This window comes from Paraburkholderia sp. BR10954 (assembly GCF_040965775.1).
GTDB lineage: Bacteria > Pseudomonadota > Gammaproteobacteria > Burkholderiales > Burkholderiaceae > Paraburkholderia > Paraburkholderia youngii.
Genome location: NZ_JBFRCK010000029.1, coordinates 25897 through 43311 on the forward strand (window position 1 = coordinate 25897; position 17415 = coordinate 43311).

A 17415-nucleotide genomic window follows, 5' to 3' on the forward strand; every position below is an offset into this window, starting at 1 on the left:
ATGAACGTAGCCGATAGACGGCCTCTGCCGTGCCCGTCCGACTGGACCTTCGAATTGATCGAAGAGTACGACTCGCATATTGCCCGTGTTGCGGAGCAATACGAGCTCGACGTGTATCCGATCCAGCTCGAACTCATCAGCGCTGAACAAATGATGGACGCCTACGCGTCCGTCGGCATGCCGGTGAACTACCGTCACTGGTCGTTCGGCAAACACTTTCTTTCTACCGAAAAAAGCTATCGTCGCGGCCAGATGGGGCTCGCGTACGAAATCGTCATCAATTCGAACCCCTGCATCGCGTATCTGATGGAAGAGAACACGATGACGATGCAGGCGCTCGTGATCGCGCATGCGGCGTATGGTCACAACTCGTTCTTCAAGGGCAACTATCTGTTCCGCTTGTGGACGGACGCGCACGCGATCATCGACTACCTCGTCTACGCGAAGAACTACATCGCGGAATGCGAGGAGCGCTATGGGCTCGATCGCGTCGAGGAGTTGCTCGATTCGTGCCACGCGCTAATGAATTACGGCGTGGACCGCTACAAGCGCCCGCAGAAGCTGTCGCTCGAGAAGGAGTTCGCCGCGCGGCGCGAGCGCGAGGCGTATCTGCAGTCGCAGGTCAACGAATTGTGGCGCACGCTGCCCACGCGCCATACGCCGCTGCCCGAAGAGGTCGAGGAGCGTTATCCGCCCGAGCCGCAGGAAAACCTGCTGTATTTCGCGGAGAAAAACGCGCCGCTGCTCGAGCCGTGGGAGCGCGAGGTGATCCGCATCGTGCGCAAGATCGGTCAGTATTTCTATCCGCAGCGGCAGACCCAGGTGATGAACGAAGGCTGGGCGACGTTCTGGCACTACACGCTGCTAAACACGATGTACAACCAGGGCAAGCTGGAAGACGGCTTCATGATGGAGTTCCTCCACTCGCACAGCAACGTCGTCTATCAGCCGCCGGTCACGAAGCCGTATTACAGCGGCATCAATCCGTATGCGCTCGGCTTTTCGATGATGAGCGACATCCGCCGCATCTGCGAAGCGCCGACCGACGAAGACCGCAAGTGGTTTCCTGATCTGGCAGGCAGTCCCTGGCTGCCCTCGATGCACTACGCGATGCGCAACTTCAAGGACGAGAGCTTCGTTGCGCAGTACCTGTCGCCGCATCTGATCCGCGAAATGCGCCTGTTTTCGGTGCTCGACGACGACATGCGCGACGCGCTGGAGGTGTCGGCGATTCACGACGACAGCGGCTACCAGTACGTGCGCCAGGCGCTGTCGCGGCAGTACGACATGCATCACCGCGAGCCGAACATTCAGGTATGGGCCGTCAATACGCGTGGCGATCGCAGCCTGACGTTGCGGCATTTCATGAGCGACAACCGGCACCTGTCGTCGGATAGCGACGAAGTGCTCAAGCACATGGCGCGCTTGTGGCAATTCGATGTGTACCTCGAGAGCGTCGACGAAAACGGTACCGTCAGAAAGCGCTACGAGTGCCGGTACGTGCCGCCGTCCGTGAGAATCTGACGTCTCGGTCCGAGCGCGGCGACGGTTCGAAACCTTGCCCGGGCGGTCCGCGTCGATTACCCGAAGCCCCCGCAGCCTCGCGGCTGGCGGGGCTTCGTTTTGGTTGCAGTTCTAAATTCGCCGCCGGCCCGTACCCAGGGCTTTCCTGCAGTTCCGCAGACAAAACCCCATCTGAACTTTTCACTTATGTAAAATTCGCCGCGCGCGCGTGTGCGGTTGTCCGCGACGCGCATGAAGGCGGCGTCACGAGCGTCATCCTCGTTTAGAGAAAAAAGGACCGACATCAGCATGAACGATCTAACCGACCAACCCGTCGTCGCACAAGCGGACGACACCCGGCGCCGCATCTTCGCGATCGTCGGCGCTTCATCGGGCAATCTTGTCGAATGGTTCGACTTCTACGTGTATTCGTTCACGGCGCTGTATTTCGCGCCGTCGTTCTTTCCTAGCGGCAACACCACCACGCAGTTGCTCAACACGGCCGGGGTGTTCGCCGCCGGCTTCCTGATGCGCCCGATCGGCGGCTGGTTCTTCGGCCGGCTCGCCGACAAGCGCGGCCGCCGCACCGCGATGATGGTGTCGGTCTTCATGATGTGCGGCGGCTCGCTCGTGATCGCGATGCTGCCCACGTACGCGCAGATCGGCGCGCTCGCGCCGGCGCTGCTGCTGATCGCGCGGCTGTTCCAGGGCCTGTCGGTGGGCGGCGAATACGGCACCAGCGCGACCTATATGAGCGAAGTCGCATTGAAGGGCCGGCGTGGCTTCTTCGCGTCGTTCCAGTATGTGACGCTGATCGGCGGTCAGCTGTTCGCGCTGCTCGTACTGGTGGTCCTGCAGCAGTTGCTGACGACCGACGAACTGAAGGCGTGGGGCTGGCGCGTGCCGTTTGCAATCGGTGCGATTTCTGCGCTGGTCTCGCTCTATCTGCGTAAATCGCTCGACGAAACCACCACCGCCGCGACCCGTCAGCGCAAGGAGGCGGGTACGCTGCGCGGCTTGTGGGAGCACAAGGCCGCGTTCATGACGGTGCTCGGCTTCACGGCCGGCGGCTCGCTGATCTTCTATACGTTCACCACGTATATGCAGAAATACCTGGTCAACACGGCCGGCATGCACGCGAAGACCGCGAGCTCGGTGATGACCGCCGCGCTGTTCGTCTACATGCTGATGCAGCCGGCGTTCGGCGCGCTGTCCGACAGGATCGGCCGACGCAATTCGATGCTGTGCTTCGGCTTGTTCGCGACGCTCGGCACGGTGCCGCTGCTGCATGCGCTGAAGGACGTGACGAGTCCGGTCGCGGCGTTCGCGCTCGTCGTCGTCGCGCTGGCGATCGTCAGCTTCTATACGTCGATCAGCGGCCTGATCAAGGCGGAAATGTTCCCACCACAAGTGCGTGCGCTCGGCGTGGGGCTGTCGTATGCGGTCGCCAATGCGATCTTCGGCGGCTCGGCAGAATATGTCGCGCTGTGGCTGAAGTCGGCCGGCGTCGAGACGATGTTCTTCTGGTATGTAACGGCGCTGTGCGCACTCGCGGGTATCGTGTCGCTGCGCATGCGTGATCCATCGACGGAAGGGTATCTGCGGCACGAGCCGTGAGCCGCTAGCCGGGCACGGCGAAACGCCGTGCCGCGATGAAGCATTCGAGCGGCGGTCCGGGGGCAACCGGACCGCCGTTTTTCATCGCATCGACGTTCGCGCGCCACTACGCGAACTGGCAGCAGCGCGCTCCGCTCAACTGACGACGATCCGTGTCCCCCACGCATGCAGCAGGTCGCGCAAGCTCTCGGCCTGTTCCATCCTCGCGCCGCTGCGCAGATGAATCTGTACCGCACGCCCCGCGATGCCGTCGATCGGTTGGGCGAACCATAGCTCGACCGCGAGGCCGAGTCCTTCGGGTTGATCTTCGACGACCGGTTCGATCACGCGCGGTCTGAAACACGCATTGTCTGACATGGCGAAGCACCTCTGCGATGACGGGTCGTGCCCATCGTAATCAGCGGCGCGCTCGGCACCAAGTAACGAATACGCGTTTGCTAAGCAGGGAATGCTTAGCAGAAAATCGGCTTGCGCTCGCGCTCCGTCCGGTTCGCGACGCGCTTCTCGCTGCTCACACCGGCTTCGAGCGGTCGCCGACGAATTCATCGACCAGCTTGTCGACGAACTCTTCGACCCTCGCGGCCTCATTCGCCGCGACCGTCGCGATCGACGGCGCCGCGCCGCGCGCGGCAGCATCGGCCGCCGCGCTCGCCGTCGGCAGACGTGCGCGCCACGCCGCGCGCGCCAGCATCAGCAGGTGGTAGTAAAGCCGCGCGCTAAAGCCGTAGTCGTAGGCGAACAGATGCTTGCGCGCGATCCGCCAGCCCGCGCGCGCGTCGCCGTTTCTCGCGTGAATCGACACGACGATCGGTACGAGCCGCCGCAGCGCCAGCCGCCGCGACGCTTCGAGCCGCGCCGGCAGTCGCAGCGACTTCACGAACCCATAGGCGCTCAACGGCGCTGCCGTGTTCGTGCCGCGCGTGCTGTGCGAGATCGACGTCGCGGTCTTCCGATACACCGACACGTAGTCGTGCAGATAAAACACCTCGCGCGCGGCAAGGCATAGCTCGGTGCCGAACACGTAGTCGCAGCAGACGCCGTATCGATCGTCGTAGCCGATCCGCTTCACGAGCCGCGCGTCGGCCGTCCAGCCATTGTTCGGAAACATCTGGATCAGGCCGGTGCGGCCCGCGAGCGGCTGCAGCCCCTCATTGGCCTGGGTGCGCCGGAACGCCGCGTTCAGGCGCTCGCTCGCGGCGCGGTCGATCGCACCGTCGTGATCCGCTTCGTACTGGGCGCCGAATGCCGCATCGAGCCCCGGATAGCGCTGCCAGAGCGACACGAGTTTGCCGACGGCGTCGCTCGTCAGCAGATCGTCGTCGTGGATCAACAGGATCTTGTCGCCGCGCGCCCGCTCGAACAGGCTCGACACATTGCGCGCCTGGCCAAGCGGCCGCTCGTGCTTCTCGTAGCGCACGCGCGGCTCGTCGCGGTAACGCTGCAAGATCAGTTGCCGTGAGCGGGAGTCCGTCGAATCATCGCCAATCACAATTTCCACATGCGGATAGCTTTGCGCGAGGCACGAGTCGACGCACTCGACGAGCAGTTCGGGACGATTGCAGGTCGGCACACAGATGGACACTTGGGCGATGGCCGCACGGGCGAGGAGAGTACTGGACGCGTTGGACATGAATGACGCCTTTTAACGATCGGAAGCGGCATGAATTGGCGCAAAGCGGAGCGGCCGGTTCGGAGGGCGCACACTTCGCTGCTAGCAGCAAAATAGTCCAAGGCGCTGAAAAAATATTCGGTAAAAATGAGGAAGAAATGTTTGCTTACAGAAAGGCACTGGAAGCCAAAAGTGATGCGGCCTGAATGCATGAAGCAGTCAGGCCGCCGTGGTACGGGGGTTTTTCAACCGACAGACGGTTCGTCGTCGCCGCGCTTTTTGCCCGGACGGTCTGCCGGGGACTGCTTGTGGTCCTCGCCGTGGCGCTCTGGCATCTTGCTCTTCGCATTGTCGCTATGCACGGCGTGGTGCGGATGCGCTAAATCCTCGGTCTGGGTGCCGGCCTCGCTTTTCGTTTCGTTTTCGCCCGGGTTTTTGGTTTCGCCTTGGGGTTTTTCCGTCGTCTTGCTCATCGCTGCTCTCCTGGAGGGAAGACAAAGCTCCGATAGCAAGACGCGGACCCCGGCGGGCGGCAAACAGCAGCCCTGCGCTCAGGCGGCCGGGTGGCGCGGCTTGGGCCGGTCAGCGAGATGATGAAGTCGAGAAATGCGCGCACTTTGGCCGGCGGGTGGTGCCGCGACGGATACAGCGCATACAGCGGGTACACCTCGTCGCCCCAATCCGCAAAGAGCTCGATCAGTTTGCCGCTCGCGAGCAGCGACTCCGCGCCGAGCGCGAGAATCTGCGCGATCCCTTGGCCCGCCACGCATACGCTATGCAGCGTGCCGACGTCGTTGACGGTCAGCCGCCCCTGCGGTCGTACCCTGCGCGGCGGAGGCCGCCGCTTCCTCGAGTCCGCCGAGCAGCGGCACGATCTGCTCGTAGAAACGCCGGCCTTCGTCGGTCAGCGTAACCGAGCGCGTGGTGCGGTCGAACAGGCGAATGCCGAGGCGTGCTTCGAGCCGGGCAACCGAGCGGCTTACGCCCGATTGCGACATGTCGAGCGCTTCGCCCGCGGCCGCGAAACTGCCGCAATCGACGATCGCCGTCAGCACGCCGATGCCGTTCAGCACGCGCTCATCGAATGGCATCGGGGATACCTGCCGGGTAGCCATGGATGCCAGACATGCTAACGCGAAGACCTTTCGAATTCATGCGTCGACACGCGAGCAAACGCGTCGCGGCTCAACGCCCCGCGCTCTGCGCAGCCTGGCCGCGAATCACGCGCGTACCGGACTGGGCGTCCAGATGACGGAAGATCCACGCGGACACCAGCGTGATCACGCCGACGCACACGAACGCGAGCCGGAAGCCGAGTTCCGCCGAGCCCCACTGATCCGCGAACAGATTGACGAGCCCGCCGCCGATCGACACGCCGAGCCCGATCGCCAGCATCTGCACCATCGAGAACAGGCTATTGCCCATGCCCGCGTCTTCGTGCGACAGGTCCTTCAGCGTGATGCTATTCATCGCCGCGTACTGCATCGAGTTGGCCGCGCCGAACACCGCGAGAATCGCGATTTCGACCACGAGCGGTGTGCCGCGCGAAATCAGCGAGAACGCGATGATCGCCGAGCCGACGATGATCGTGTTGACCAGCAGGAACGTGTCGTAGCCGTAGCGGCGCACGAGCGGCGCGATCCAGCGTTTCGCGAGCGTGCCGGCGAGCGCCGCGGGCAGCATCATCAGCCCGGAGTGCAGCGGCGAGTAGCCGAGCTGCAACTGCAGCAGGAGCGGCACGAGGAACGGCACCGCGCTCGAACCGACCCGGCATACGAGGTTGCCGATCAGGCCGACGCTGAAATTCGGCTCGCCGAACAGCGACAGCCTGAATAGCGGATTGCCGCGGTTTCTCGCGTACGGAATGTAGGCGAGCGCGCAGGCGACCGCCAACGCGAACAGCCCCGCCGACCACGCCGCGCGATGCGACGGGACCGGCGCGTCGATCGCGAGCGAAAACGCGATCATGCACAGCGACAGCAGCGCGCAGCCGATCACATCGAAGGGCGGCGCCTGCGTCTCGTCATGCGACGGCAGAAAGCGGTGCACCGCGTACAGGCCGAGCGCGCCGATCGGCACGTTGATCAGAAAGATCCAGTGCCATGTGATCGCCTGCACGAACCAGCCGCCGAGCGTCGGCCCGGCGATCGGCCCGAGCTGGCCCGCGATCGAAATGAACGCGAGCGCCGATACATATTGCTCGCCCGACACGCTGCGCAGCACCGCGAGACGTCCGATCGGCAGCAGCATCGAGCCGCCGAGGCCTTGCAGCACCCGCGCCATCACGAGCTCGCCGAGCGTGTGCGCGCTCGCGCAGCAGATCGAGCCGAGCACGAACACGAGAATCGCGGCGAAATAGACGCGGCGGGTGCCGAAGCGGTCGGCAAGCCAGCCGGAGGCGGGCGTCAGCATCGCCATCGTCAGCGTGTAGGCGACGACGACCGGTTGCATCGCGAGCGGCGCGACGTGCAGGCTGTTCGCGATCGACGGCAGCGCGGTGTTGACGATCGTCGTATCGAGCGACTGCATGAAGAAGCCGGCGGCGACGATCCACAGTAGGGCGGTTTGAGACGAATGCTTGGTCATGGTTTCGACAGCGGGCGCGGCGGCAAAGCGCCACCGGAGCGGGGCAAGGCGGAATTCCGTCATCTTATTGACATCCCCGTCAATCGGGAACCCCACTAAGCTCGCTGACTGTTATCGACAATACCGATGAGCAGCGCGACAATCACGCATGCTCAATCCGATCTGGCTGAAGACCTTCTCGACCGTCGCAGCCTGCCATAGCTTCACCGAGGCGGGGCGGCGGCTCGACCTGACGCAGTCGAGCGTCAGCGAACATATCCGGCGCCTCGAACAGAGCGTGGGCCGGCGCCTGTTCGTGCGCGACACCCATTCGCTCGCGATGACGCCCGACGGCGAAGCGATGCTCGCGCATGCAAGCGTGATCCTGCAGGCGTTATCGCGCGCGGAGTCGCAATTTCGCGCGCCGCGTCTGAAGGGGCGCGTGCGGCTCGGCTCGTCGGACGACATCGCGCTCGGCCCGCTGCCCACCGTGCTGGCGGCGTTTCGCAACGCGCATCCCGACGTCGAGCTCGAAATCACGATCGGCATGACCGGCAGGCTCTACGAGCTGCTCGACGCGGGCGCGATCGATCTGCTGGTCGGCAAGCGCCGGCTCGGCGACCGGCGCGGCGTGCCGCTTTTCACCGGGCGGCTCGAATGGCTCGCGCGAACCGGCACGCTCGTCGATCTGAGCCAGCCGTTGCCGCTAATTCTGGTCGCCGAGCCGAGCGTGACGCGCGCGGTCGTGCTCGATGCGCTCGCCGAAGCCGGCGCGAGCTGGCAGATCGTCTGCACGAGCAGCAGTCATTCCGGCTGTATCGCGGCTGCGCGCGGCGGACTCGGCATCACCGTGCGGCCGCAGTATCTGGCCGCACGCGGGCTCGCGCCGCCGTTGAATGCGGCCGGGTTGCCGACGTTGCCGTCGGTGGAATTCATTGCGCTGGCGGCGAAGCGCTTGAGCCGCCCGGCCGGCACGCTGCTGCAGTTGCTGCATGACAGCGATCTGCGCGGGTCGTGGATCGGCGAGTGAGGCGGGCAGTGCATCACCTCATGCCGCCGCTTATGCCGCCACTCATTCACCGCTCAGGCCGGCATCTTGCGGAACGAAATCGCGAAGCGGTTCCAGGCATTGATCGCCGAGACGAGCAGTGTCAGGTCGACCAGCTCTTCGTCGCTGAAGTGCGGGCGCACCGCCTGCCATACCGCGTCGGGCACGTGATCGTGCGACACCCGCGTCACCGCTTCGGTCCACTCGAGCGCCGCGCGTTCGCGGTCCGTGAAGAACGGCGTTTCGCGCCACACGACGACGGTCGCGAGACGCCGCTCGGTTTCGCCGCCCTTGCGCGCGTCGCTCGTATGCATGTCGACGCAATACGCGCAGCCGTTGATCTGCGACGCGCGCAGCCGCACCAGTTCGGTCAGCGATTTTTCGAGCGCCGACTTGCCGATGCGCTCTTCGACGCCGAGCAGCGATTTGATCGCGGCGGGGTTGGCTTTGTAGAAGTCGAGACGTTGTTCCATGATGGGCTCCTGCGTGGATGGGACGCTGCGATGGATCGGACAGGTGTTAGCTTAGTCCGTCATCTGGATCATCAAAATGGCCGATTCCAGATATTTTCAGGTAGCCACTTTGGGGCGTTGAGCGGGTCCGCATAGCATCCTTACCGCCGACGATGGCATCGTTGCCGCGTGCGGGCCGATTCGGTAAGGTGAGTTATCGACGCTTGCTTTGCGCCTTTCACCGTGACCCGGAGACCTGCCTCATGACCGTTGCCGCCGACCCGTCCTCTGTGTCCACCTCGCCGATCCGCACCGATGTCCTGATCGTCGGCGCCGGTCCCGTGGGTCTGTTCGCGGCATTCGAGGCCGGTGTGATCGGCCTCACCTGCCAGATCGTCGACATACTCGGAAGGGTCGGGGGCCAGTGCATCGAGCTGTATCCCGACAAGCCGATCTACGATATCCCCGCGATTCCGTCATGCACTTCGCGCGAACTGGTCGAGCGACTGGTCGCGCAATGCAAGCCGTTCGATGTGCCGATTCATCTCGAACAGCGCGTCGATACGGTCGAGCAACGCGACGACGGCCGCTGGACCGTGCGCACCCAGCGCGGGCTCGTGTTCGACGTCGCGGCGATCCTGCTCGCCGCCGGCAATGGCGCGTTCGTCCCGCAAAAGCTCGGGCTTCCCGAGGCCGTGCCGCTGGAAAAGCGCTATGTGCACTACAGCGTGGCACGCCTCGCCGATTTCGCCGACAAGAACGTGGTCGTCGCGGGCGGTGGCGATTCGGCGCTCGACTGGGCGCTGGCATTGCGCAAGGTCGCGCGGCGGGTGACCCTCGTGCATCGGCGCGCCGGCTTCAGCGCGGCCGATTCGAGCGTCGAGCTGATGCGGCGCGCGGTCGAGGCGGGTGAGATGGACTTCATCATCGGCGCGATCGCGGCGCTCGAGGTGGAAGACGGCGCGCTGCGTTCGCTGACGCTGCGGCAGATCCATGGCGAGACCCAGCTCGAAGCCGAACACCTGATCGCGCTGTATGGACTCGTCGCGGATCTCGGCCCGATCGCGCAGTGGGGACTGAAGATTCACGGCGGGCGTATCGATGTCGATACCTCGAACTACGAAAGCTCGCGGCCGGGCATCTTCGCCGTCGGCGACATCGCGAACTATCCCAACAAGCAGAAGCTGATCCTGTCAGGCTTTCACGAGGCGTCGCTCGCGCTGCGCAAGGCGTATGCATACGCGTATCCCGACAAGAAACGCGTGCATGTCCATTCGAGCTACGACACGAAGCTCGCGGAAAAGATCGGCGCGGCCGGTTGACGGGGTGCGCGCAGGCGCAGCAACGTCGAGCCGGACCGACCGATGGCGTCATTTTCCAGCGGGCTGACTCGCGGCGGCCGCGGCGCTCGCGGCCTTCTCTTTCTTCTTCGCCTCATGGTGGCCGATCGCGCAGCCCGCGGCCGCACCCGCCGTCCCATGATGTCCGGCAACGTGGCCGGTCACCCCGCCCACGACCGCGCCTTTGGCGCAGCCTTCCGCCCGCGCGACGGTGGAGGCGAAGCTCAATGCCGCGGCGAGGGCACACGGGGCCGCGAAGTTCATGGCGAAAGTCGTGAATACCTTTTTCAATTGACACTCCTGTTTTTGCTATCGAAGGGTGAAACCGAAAGCCGAAGCCGCCGGGCGGCGACGCTTTCAGTGATGACCGGCTAGCAATCGCGGGGCCCGCCGTTATAAGCTTTGCGCCTGATGAGCCGGCGCCGGAGCGCTCTTCGCGAGGTATCCCGGCCCATGCGTGGGCCGCGCAACCGTTTGCGCGAAGGCTTCGGCGCCGGCCAGGCGCGAGATTTGCTGAACACAACAATTCCAATTACGTGTCCGCCATGACCCAGCTTGATGCTTCTACTCTCCGCGTCCACGGCGAGCCCGCTCGAGTGCAGGCCGAGGCCGCGCCGTCGGCGCTCGTCGGCGTCGATTATTGGTCGCTCGTGCAGGCGATCTCGGACTACGCGATTTTTCTGCTCGACGCGAAAGGCCACGTCGTGAGCTGGAATGCCGGCGCGCAGAAGCTGAAGGGCTACACGGAAAACGAGATCGTCGGCCAGCATTTTTCGCGCTTCTACACCGAGGAAGCCGTCGCGCGCGGCTGGCCAGGCTACGAGCTGGAGCAGGCGGCGCTCACCGGCCGCTTCGAGAACGAGGACTGGCGCGTGCGCAAGGACGGCACGACGTTCTGGTCGAACGTCGTGATCACCGCGATACGCAACGGGCAGGGCGAGGTCACCGGCTTCGCGAAGATCACGCGCGATCTGAGCGCGCAGCGCGAGTATCTCGAAGCGCTGCGCCAGAGCGAGGAGCGCTTCCGCCTGCTCGTCGATAGCGTGAAGGACTACGCGATCTTCATGCTCGATCCGCAAGGCTTCGTCGTCAGTTGGAACTCGGGCGCCGCGCGCATCAAGGGCTATACGCACGATGAAATCGTCGGCCGGCACTTCTCGCAGTTCTATGTTCCCGAGGAGGCCGCGGCCGGCAAGCCCGCGCGCGAGCTCGCGATCGCGCGGCAGATCGGCGCCCGCCGTCGAAGACGAAGGCTGGCGCGTGCGCAAGGACGGCTCGACGTTCTGGGCCAACGTGATCATCACGGCCGTCTATGACGAATCCCGACGCTTGCGCGGCTTCGCCAAGGTCACGCGCGATCTGACCGAGCGGCGCCGGCGCGAGGAGCTCGAGCGCTCCGGTGAGCGCATGCGCGAATTTCTCGCGACGCTTGCGCACGAACTGCGTAATCCGCTTGCGCCGGTGCGCAACGCGGTCGGCACGATGCAGATGGAAGCCAATCTGAGCCCGGTGGTCGCGCGTGCGCGCGATCTGATCGATCGCCAGGTCACGCACCTGACGCGACTCGTCGACGATCTGCTCGATATCGGCCGCATCATGTCCGACAAGGTCGAACTGCGGATTGCGCGCGTCGACCTCACCGAGCTCGTCACGCGCGCGATCGAAGCGGCGCGGCCGTTCACCGACTCGCGCGAGCAGCGCGTGGTCGCGCAGGTCACCGACGCCCCCGTGAGCATTCGCGGCGACATGACGCGGCTCGTGCAGGTGCTGCAAAACCTGCTGCACAACGCGTCGAAATTTTCCCCGCACGGCAGCGTGATCGAGATGCGTGGACGGGTCGACTTTCGCATGGCGGTGCTCGAAGTGCGCGACGCCGGCTGCGGTATTCCGGTGCGCTCGCTCGACAAGATCTTCGAGCTATTTGCGCAGGAGAAGGAAGGGCAAAGTTTCGGCGAAGGCGGTCTTGGGATCGGCCTGACGCTGTGCAAGTCGCTCGTCGAGATGCATGGTGGCAGCATCGTCGCGAGCAGCGAAGGACCGGGGCTCGGCAGCACGTTCACGCTGAGTCTGCCGCTCTCCGCGCAGTCCGACACCGCGGAGAGCGGCGCGATCAGTGCCGCGCCCCACGTGCAGCCGCTGCGGATTCTGCTAATCGACGACAATCGCGATTCGGCCGACAGCCTCGCGATGCTGCTCGAACTGAAGGGCCACGAGGTGCGTATCGCCTACGAGGGCGAGCAGGCGCTGCAGGTCGCGCCGCGCTTCTCGCCGCATCTCGCGCTGATCGATCTAGCGATGCCGAAGATGGATGGCTATGCGACGCTCGCGGCGTTGCGCGCGCTGCCCGAGATGGCTCGCACGATGTACGCGGCGATGACGGGCTTCGGTCATGCGAGCGATCTCGATCGCACTCGCAACGCGGGTTTCCATGCGCACCTGGTGAAGCCGGTCGAGATGACGGTCCTCGACGCATTGCTCACGAAGGCCGATGGTCGACTGAGCGGAAGCGGGGGGACGTAGGCGCTTTTTCGCTGCGCGGCCGCCTCGTCAGCCGGGGCATGATGTTTGCTCCGACTCTGCATACGTTCCGGTCCGCCGCCGCTCGGCGGGCCGCGGATCGAAACGGTGCAGGGAGGCACGATGCTCGATACGCGCGACCACGCGGCCAGCTTCAAGGCCCAGTCACGGCAGATCTCGAATCAACACGGCGGCTGCGCACCGCCGCTCGACGATTTCCTGCGCGACGCGCGCTTCGATGCGAACGATCCCGCTGCTCTCGGAGCACTGCTCGCTGATCTTATCGAGCGCGGCTACGATCGCGCGCCGAGCTTGCCGTTGCCAGGGCATGGCGAGACGCTGGTGCGCTGGCGCGCGCTGGCCGCCGTTGCCGCGTGCGACCTCGGTCTCGTCAAACTGTTCGAAGGCCATACCGATGCGCTCGCGATTCTCGCCGAGCTGAACGGTCCGCTGCCGCCGCCGGCAAGCCGCTGGGGCGTGTGGGCCGCCGAAGCGCCGGACGCGCGAGTGCGCGCGGTCAATGAAGGAATCCAGAACGCTTCCGGCGAGGGCGCTCAGGTGCACTTGTCCGGCACCAAAGCCTGGTGCTCCGGCGCGCAGGCGCTCACCCATGCGCTCGTGACCGCATGGCGCGAAGAGGAGCCGGTGCTCGCGGCCGTCGCGCTGGACCAGAGCTCGATCTCGATCGACACATCGAAGTGGCAGGCCGTCGGCATGAGGGCGACCGCGAGCGCCGATGTCACGTTCAACGACACCGTGGCGACGCTCGTCGGCGCGCCGCACGAATATCTGCGGCGCGCGGGCTTCTGGCATGGCGGCGCCGGTATCGCCGCGTGCTGGTACGGCGCAGCCGCGCAGATCGGCCGCACGCTGCGCGACGCGTGCGCGCGGCGCGCGGATGCGCATCGGCTGGCTCATCTCGGCGCGACCGATGTCGCGTTGCGGTCGGCCGCCGCGGTGTTGCGTGAAACCGCCGCGTGGATCGACGCGCGACCTTCGGATGATGCGCAGACGCGCGTGTTGCGCGCGCGTCTGGCCGTCGAGCAGGCCGCGAGCGCCGTCATCGATCATGCGACGCGCGCGCTTGGCGCGGGTCCGTTGTGCCGCGACGCGCGCTTCGCGCGAACGCTCGCCGACCTGCCGGTGTTTCTGCGGCAAAGCCACGCGGAATGCGATCTCGCCGCGCTTGGCGAACGGCTCGTTGCGTGCGCTGACACGACCGCAGTGCCGGCATCGGATCACGCGTCGTCGCAAACACTCACGTCCTGGACGCTATGACCTTTATTCCCCAGCCTTCGGAGGATCGCTGCGATGAGCTCGCCGATGCCGTACTTCGATGATCTTTACCGACGCAGCGACGATCCGTGGCGTTTGCGCGAAGGCTGGTATGAACGCCGCAAGCGTTCGCTGACGCTCGCGCTGCTGCCGCGGCCGCGCTATCGCAACGGCTTCGAACCGGGCTGCGCGAACGGCGAGTTGACGGCCGGGCTCGCGACGCGCTGCGACGCGCTGCTCGCTGCCGATCTGCACCCGCGCGCCGTCGAGCTCGCGCGCGAACGCGTCGCGGGCGCATCGAACGTGCGGATCCAACGGCGCAGCGTGCCGTGCGAATGGCCGACGGAGCACGGGCCTTTCGATCTGATCGTGATCAGCGAGTTTGCGTACTACCTCGACGCGGCCGAGCTCGAAACGCTGGCCGCGCGCATCGCTGGTTCGCTGACGACCGATGGCACGCTGCTCGCCTGCCATTGGCGCCGGCCGTTCGCCGAAGCGCGCGAATCGGCCGACCGCGCGCACGCGCTATTCGATGCGCGCTGCGGCCTCGCACGTCTCGCGCATCACGACGAAGCCGACTTGCTGATCGACGTGTGGTCGCGCGACGCACGTTCGGTCGCGCAGCGAGAGGGGCTTCTATGATAGGCGTGATCGTCCCGGCTCATAACGAAGAGGCGTTGATTGCGGGGTGCCTCGCGGCCTTGCTCGAAGCGTCGCGACACGAAGCGCTCGCCGGCGAGGAGGTGCGGATCGTCGTCGCGCTCGACGCGTGCAGCGATTTCAGCGGAGCGATCGCTCGGGCTTACGGCGTGCAGACGCTGACGCTGAAGGCGCGCAACGTCGGGATCGCACGGGCGCTGGGCGCCTCGCTGCTGCTCGCGCTCGGCGCGCGCTGGCTCGCGTTTACCGATGCCGACAGCCGCGTGTCGCCGGATTGGCTCGCTGCGCAATTGGCGCTGGGCGCCGATGCGGTGTGCGGCTCGATCGCCGTCGACGACTGGAGCGCGCATCCGCACAGCGTGCGCGAATATTTTCGCAAGACCTATATCGACGCCGACGGACATCGTCACGTGCACGGCGCGAATCTCGGCGTATCCGCGCAAGCCTATCGGCGCGCGGGCGGCTTTCCGCCGCTCAGGTGCAGCGAGGACGTTGCGCTCGTCGATCGCCTGATCGCGACGGGCGCGCGCATCGCGTGGAGCGCCGCGCCGCGCGTGACCACGAGCGCGCGTACCGCGGCCCGCGCGCGCGGCGGTTTCGGCGATACGCTCATCGCATGGGCGACGGATCGCGCGCTGGCCTGAGCGACGGCGCTGCGCCGCGAGCTGGTCTCGCTCGCAACCATCCGGATACCGGAGCATTGGCACGGCAATACGCCGCGGGGAGGACGAACATGATGGACGTGTTTTTCGTTCTATTCGGCCAGGGCAGGGAGCTCGACCCGTTGCAGATGGGGCTGCGCTCGATCGTCGTGTTCGTGATCGCGATCGTGCTGATTCGCGTATCGGGGCGGCGCTCGTTCGGTCAGCGCACGCCGTTCGATCTGGTCGTCGTGATTCTGCTCGGCGCGATGCTGAGCCGCGCGATTGTCGGGGCGTCGCCGTTCATCGCGACCGTGGTCGCGTCGCTGGTGATCGTCGTATGTCACCGGGTGCTCGCGTGGGCGTTCATACGTTCGCGCCGTTTCGAGTTGCTGGTGTGCGGCGTCGAGCGCGAGGTGTTCAGCGACGGCAAGTTCCACGCGAACGAAATGCACGCGGCGCTCATCACGCGCACCGACATCGAGGAAAGCGTGCGGCAGAAAACCGGCTCGCGCTCGATGGACAACGTGGCCGCCGCGATCCTCGAACGCAATGGCGAGGTGAGCGTGATACGCAAGCGCGAGTGAGCGCCTGAACGCGGGAAGGGCGAGGCGTTTGTGCGGGCGGGCTGTAAGGGCTCGACGCGCGGCTCAGCCGCGGCCGCCTCGCGAAATCTCCGAGCCCGCGCCGCGCGGCAAGCGCAGCGTGACCGGAATCGACGCGAACGAGCACAGCCCGACCACCAGAAACGCGGGCCAGAAATCCGACCAAGTGATGCTCGGATGTCCATGCAGCGCGCGCGAAATCTGCAGCACGATCCCGCCGACCGTCACGCCGAGACCGAGCGACATCTGCTGCACGACGCTGCCGAGACTCGTCGCGCGGCCGACGTCGCGGCTCGCAATCTCCGCGTAGGTGAGCGAATTGAGGCTGGTGAATTGCAATGCAGGGAAGAAGCCGCCGAGCAGCACGACGACCCAGATGATCCACGTCGGCGTGTGCGGGAAAAACAGTCCGCACGCGGCGATCGAAATGCCCGATAGCGCCGCGTTGAACACGAGCACCTGGCGAAAGCCGAAGCGGCGCAGCACGGTGGAGGCGATCGTGCGCATGAACATGCCGCCGAACGCGGACGCGCAGGTGATCAGCCCCGATTGGAACGCGCTCATGCCGTGGCCTTCCTGCAGCAGCAGCGGCAGCAGGAACGGCAGCGCGCCGAGACCGATGCGAAACAGCGAGCCGCCGAGCACGCTCGCCTGGAAAGTCGGCACCTTGAAAAAGCGCAAGTCGAGCAGTGGCAGCGCGACGCGCTGCGCGTACACGACGTAGATCGCGAGCAGCATCGCGCCGAGCGCGCACATGCCGAACGCGTCGGTATTCGAAATCAGTTCGCCGCCGACCAGCGACAAACCGAGCAGCAGCAGCACCGCGCCCGCCGCCGACAGCAGGAAGCCGATCCAGTCGAGCGGGCCGGGGTCCGGTTCGCGCGTATTGGCGATATAGCGATTGGTCAGATAAATGCCGAGAATGCCGATCGGCACGTTGATGAAGAAGATCAGACGCCAGTGCAGATACGTGGTGATGAAGCCGCCGAGCAGCGGACCGGCAGCGGGGCCGAGCATCGCGGGCACGCTCAGATAATTCATCGCGCGGATGAAGTCGGCTTTTTCCACCACGCGAAAGATGATGATCCGCCCGACCGGCACCATCATCGCGCCGCCGACGCCCTGAATGAAACGCGCAACCGTGAAAGTGGCCAACGAGTTCGACGCTGCGCACAACAGCGAGCCCGTGACGAAGATGCCGATCGCCGTGCGGAACACCGTGCGGGCGCCGAACTTGTCGGCGAGCCAGCCGCAGACCGGGATGAACACGCCGAGCCCGAGCACGTAGCTCGTGACCGCGATTTTCAGCGTGACCGGGTCGCGGGCGAAATCGCGCGCCATGGCCGGCAGCGCGGTGACGATCACGTTGGCGTCGACGCTTTCCATGAACATCGCGCACGCGACGATAAGGGGCGCAATCAGAGCTTTCTGAGTCTGGGCGACGGTCATGGCGGCGAGGCTGCGGCGAAGCGTCGCAGGCAAAGGGGGCATTATTGCACCTGTACGGTGCGGATTGTTAATACCTGCTGGGCCGATGCCGACCCTTTTACAGTTTCTGTATCCGACACGCGACGGCGGCGGTG

16 protein-coding genes and 2 pseudogenes are annotated in these 17415 nt (G+C 65.4%); 10 read left to right on the forward strand and 8 right to left on the reverse strand.

The window, feature by feature from the left end; translation table 11 throughout:
• Together AB4Y34_RS30725 and AB4Y34_RS30730 are read left to right on the forward strand one after the other, a co-directional pair.
• Positions 1-1524, forward strand: a complete 1524-nt coding sequence (locus tag AB4Y34_RS30725; protein ID WP_176385035.1) for a SpoVR family protein — start codon at positions 1-3, stop codon at positions 1522-1524.
• Positions 1525-1812: 288 nt separating this feature from the next.
• Positions 1813-3120, forward strand: a complete 1308-nt coding sequence (locus AB4Y34_RS30730) for an MFS family transporter (protein WP_368587241.1) — start codon at positions 1813-1815, stop codon at positions 3118-3120.
• A gap of 135 nt (positions 3121-3255) precedes the next feature.
• Here the strand turns inward: AB4Y34_RS30730 and AB4Y34_RS30735 are convergent, their stop codons facing one another.
• Entirely contained in the window at positions 3256-3477 is a 222-nt protein-coding gene (locus AB4Y34_RS30735; protein ID WP_176108377.1) for a hypothetical protein, read from the reverse strand.
• A gap of 154 nt (positions 3478-3631) precedes the next feature.
• A complete protein-coding gene (locus AB4Y34_RS30740) occupies positions 3632-4750 on the reverse strand; it encodes a glycosyltransferase family 2 protein (protein WP_368718141.1) in 1119 nt (372 codons plus the stop codon).
• A gap of 2 nt (positions 4751-4752) precedes the next feature.
• On the opposite strand from AB4Y34_RS30740, the gene AB4Y34_RS30745 reads away from it, so the two are divergent.
• On the forward strand, positions 4753-4935 hold the full coding sequence (locus AB4Y34_RS30745; protein ID WP_368718142.1) for a hypothetical protein: 183 nt from the start codon (positions 4753-4755) through the stop codon (positions 4933-4935).
• Between the two features lie 39 nt (positions 4936-4974).
• Here the strand turns inward: AB4Y34_RS30745 and AB4Y34_RS30750 are convergent, their stop codons facing one another.
• The 3 genes and pseudogenes from AB4Y34_RS30750 to AB4Y34_RS30760 all read right to left on the reverse strand — a co-directional run bounded on the left by AB4Y34_RS30750 (position 4975) and on the right by AB4Y34_RS30760 (position 7378).
• Positions 4975-5202, reverse strand: coding sequence for a hypothetical protein (locus tag AB4Y34_RS30750; protein WP_368718143.1), 228 nt, complete (start codon positions 5200-5202; stop codon positions 4975-4977).
• A 104-nt stretch (positions 5203-5306) separates the two neighbouring features.
• Positions 5307-5820 (reverse strand): annotated as a pseudogene (locus tag AB4Y34_RS30755) (LysR family transcriptional regulator); the annotation flags it as partial.
• Between the two features lie 94 nt (positions 5821-5914).
• Positions 5915-7378 (reverse strand): DHA2 family efflux MFS transporter permease subunit, encoded by a 1464-nt coding sequence (locus AB4Y34_RS30760; RefSeq protein ID WP_368718144.1) that lies wholly within the window; start codon positions 7376-7378, stop codon positions 5915-5917.
• Between the two features lie 85 nt (positions 7379-7463).
• Between AB4Y34_RS30760 and AB4Y34_RS30765 the strand changes: the two genes are divergently transcribed.
• Entirely contained in the window at positions 7464-8324 is an 861-nt protein-coding gene (locus AB4Y34_RS30765; RefSeq protein WP_018435610.1) for a LysR family transcriptional regulator, read from the forward strand.
• Positions 8325-8377: 53 nt separating this feature from the next.
• Here the strand turns inward: AB4Y34_RS30765 and AB4Y34_RS30770 are convergent, their stop codons facing one another.
• Positions 8378-8815 (reverse strand): carboxymuconolactone decarboxylase family protein, encoded by a 438-nt coding sequence (locus AB4Y34_RS30770; protein WP_368718145.1) that lies wholly within the window; start codon positions 8813-8815, stop codon positions 8378-8380.
• 242 nt (positions 8816-9057) lie between these two features.
• On the opposite strand from AB4Y34_RS30770, the gene AB4Y34_RS30775 reads away from it, so the two are divergent.
• Entirely contained in the window at positions 9058-10116 is a 1059-nt protein-coding gene (locus AB4Y34_RS30775; protein ID WP_176385021.1) for an NAD(P)/FAD-dependent oxidoreductase, read from the forward strand.
• 48 nt (positions 10117-10164) lie between these two features.
• Here AB4Y34_RS30775 and AB4Y34_RS30780 read toward each other — a convergent pair whose 3' ends face one another.
• Positions 10165-10398, reverse strand: coding sequence for a hypothetical protein (locus tag AB4Y34_RS30780; RefSeq protein ID WP_176385065.1), 234 nt, complete (start codon positions 10396-10398; stop codon positions 10165-10167).
• Between the two features lie 281 nt (positions 10399-10679).
• Between AB4Y34_RS30780 and AB4Y34_RS30785 the strand changes: the two are divergent.
• From AB4Y34_RS30785 to AB4Y34_RS30805, 5 genes and pseudogenes are all read left to right on the forward strand, one after another.
• A pseudogene (locus AB4Y34_RS30785) lies at positions 10680-12654 on the forward strand (PAS domain S-box protein).
• A 120-nt stretch (positions 12655-12774) separates the two neighbouring features.
• Entirely contained in the window at positions 12775-13929 is a 1155-nt protein-coding gene (locus AB4Y34_RS30790; protein WP_368718146.1) for an acyl-CoA dehydrogenase, read from the forward strand.
• A 33-nt stretch (positions 13930-13962) separates the two neighbouring features.
• Positions 13963-14568, forward strand: coding sequence for an SAM-dependent methyltransferase (locus AB4Y34_RS30795; protein ID WP_368718147.1), 606 nt, complete (start codon positions 13963-13965; stop codon positions 14566-14568).
• On the forward strand, positions 14565-15230 hold the full coding sequence (locus AB4Y34_RS30800; RefSeq protein ID WP_176385013.1) for a glycosyltransferase family 2 protein: 666 nt from the start codon (positions 14565-14567) through the stop codon (positions 15228-15230). Before AB4Y34_RS30795 ends, AB4Y34_RS30800 begins: the two co-directional genes overlap by 4 nt.
• Before the next feature lie 89 nt (positions 15231-15319).
• Positions 15320-15814: a DUF421 domain-containing protein gene (locus AB4Y34_RS30805; protein WP_176385011.1), complete on the forward strand. Its 495-nt coding sequence runs from the start codon at positions 15320-15322 to the stop codon at positions 15812-15814.
• 63 nt (positions 15815-15877) lie between these two features.
• Here AB4Y34_RS30805 and AB4Y34_RS30810 read toward each other — a convergent pair whose 3' ends face one another.
• Positions 15878-17281, reverse strand: a complete 1404-nt coding sequence (locus AB4Y34_RS30810) for an MFS transporter (RefSeq protein ID WP_176385009.1) — start codon at positions 17279-17281, stop codon at positions 15878-15880.
• Between the last annotated feature and the right edge of the window lie 134 nt (positions 17282-17415).

Coding starts and splice junctions, on each gene's coding strand:
- AB4Y34_RS30740 (WP_368718141.1), bottom strand. CDS start 4,750: ATGTCCAACGCGTCCAGTACTCTCCTCGCCCGTGCGGCCATCGCCCAA.
- AB4Y34_RS30760 (WP_368718144.1), bottom strand. CDS start 7,378: ATGACGGAATTCCGCCTTGCCCCGCTCCGGTGGCGCTTTGCCGCCGCG.
- AB4Y34_RS30725 (WP_176385035.1), top strand. CDS start 1: ATGAACGTAGCCGATAGACGGCCTCTGCCGTGCCCGTCCGACTGGACC.
- AB4Y34_RS30810 (WP_176385009.1), bottom strand. CDS start 17,281: ATGACCGTCGCCCAGACTCAGAAAGCTCTGATTGCGCCCCTTATCGTC.
- AB4Y34_RS30735 (WP_176108377.1), bottom strand. CDS start 3,477: ATGTCAGACAATGCGTGTTTCAGACCGCGCGTGATCGAACCGGTCGTC.
- AB4Y34_RS30775 (WP_176385021.1), top strand. CDS start 9,058: ATGACCGTTGCCGCCGACCCGTCCTCTGTGTCCACCTCGCCGATCCGC.
- AB4Y34_RS30800 (WP_176385013.1), top strand. CDS start 14,565: ATGATAGGCGTGATCGTCCCGGCTCATAACGAAGAGGCGTTGATTGCG.
- AB4Y34_RS30790 (WP_368718146.1), top strand. CDS start 12,775: ATGCTCGATACGCGCGACCACGCGGCCAGCTTCAAGGCCCAGTCACGG.
- AB4Y34_RS30770 (WP_368718145.1), bottom strand. CDS start 8,815: ATGGAACAACGTCTCGACTTCTACAAAGCCAACCCCGCCGCGATCAAA.
- AB4Y34_RS30795 (WP_368718147.1), top strand. CDS start 13,963: ATGAGCTCGCCGATGCCGTACTTCGATGATCTTTACCGACGCAGCGAC.
- AB4Y34_RS30805 (WP_176385011.1), top strand. CDS start 15,320: ATGATGGACGTGTTTTTCGTTCTATTCGGCCAGGGCAGGGAGCTCGAC.
- AB4Y34_RS30765 (WP_018435610.1), top strand. CDS start 7,464: ATGCTCAATCCGATCTGGCTGAAGACCTTCTCGACCGTCGCAGCCTGC.
- AB4Y34_RS30750 (WP_368718143.1), bottom strand. CDS start 5,202: ATGAGCAAGACGACGGAAAAACCCCAAGGCGAAACCAAAAACCCGGGC.
- AB4Y34_RS30745 (WP_368718142.1), top strand. CDS start 4,753: ATGACGCCTTTTAACGATCGGAAGCGGCATGAATTGGCGCAAAGCGGA.
- AB4Y34_RS30730 (WP_368587241.1), top strand. CDS start 1,813: ATGAACGATCTAACCGACCAACCCGTCGTCGCACAAGCGGACGACACC.
- AB4Y34_RS30780 (WP_176385065.1), bottom strand. CDS start 10,398: ATGAACTTCGCGGCCCCGTGTGCCCTCGCCGCGGCATTGAGCTTCGCC.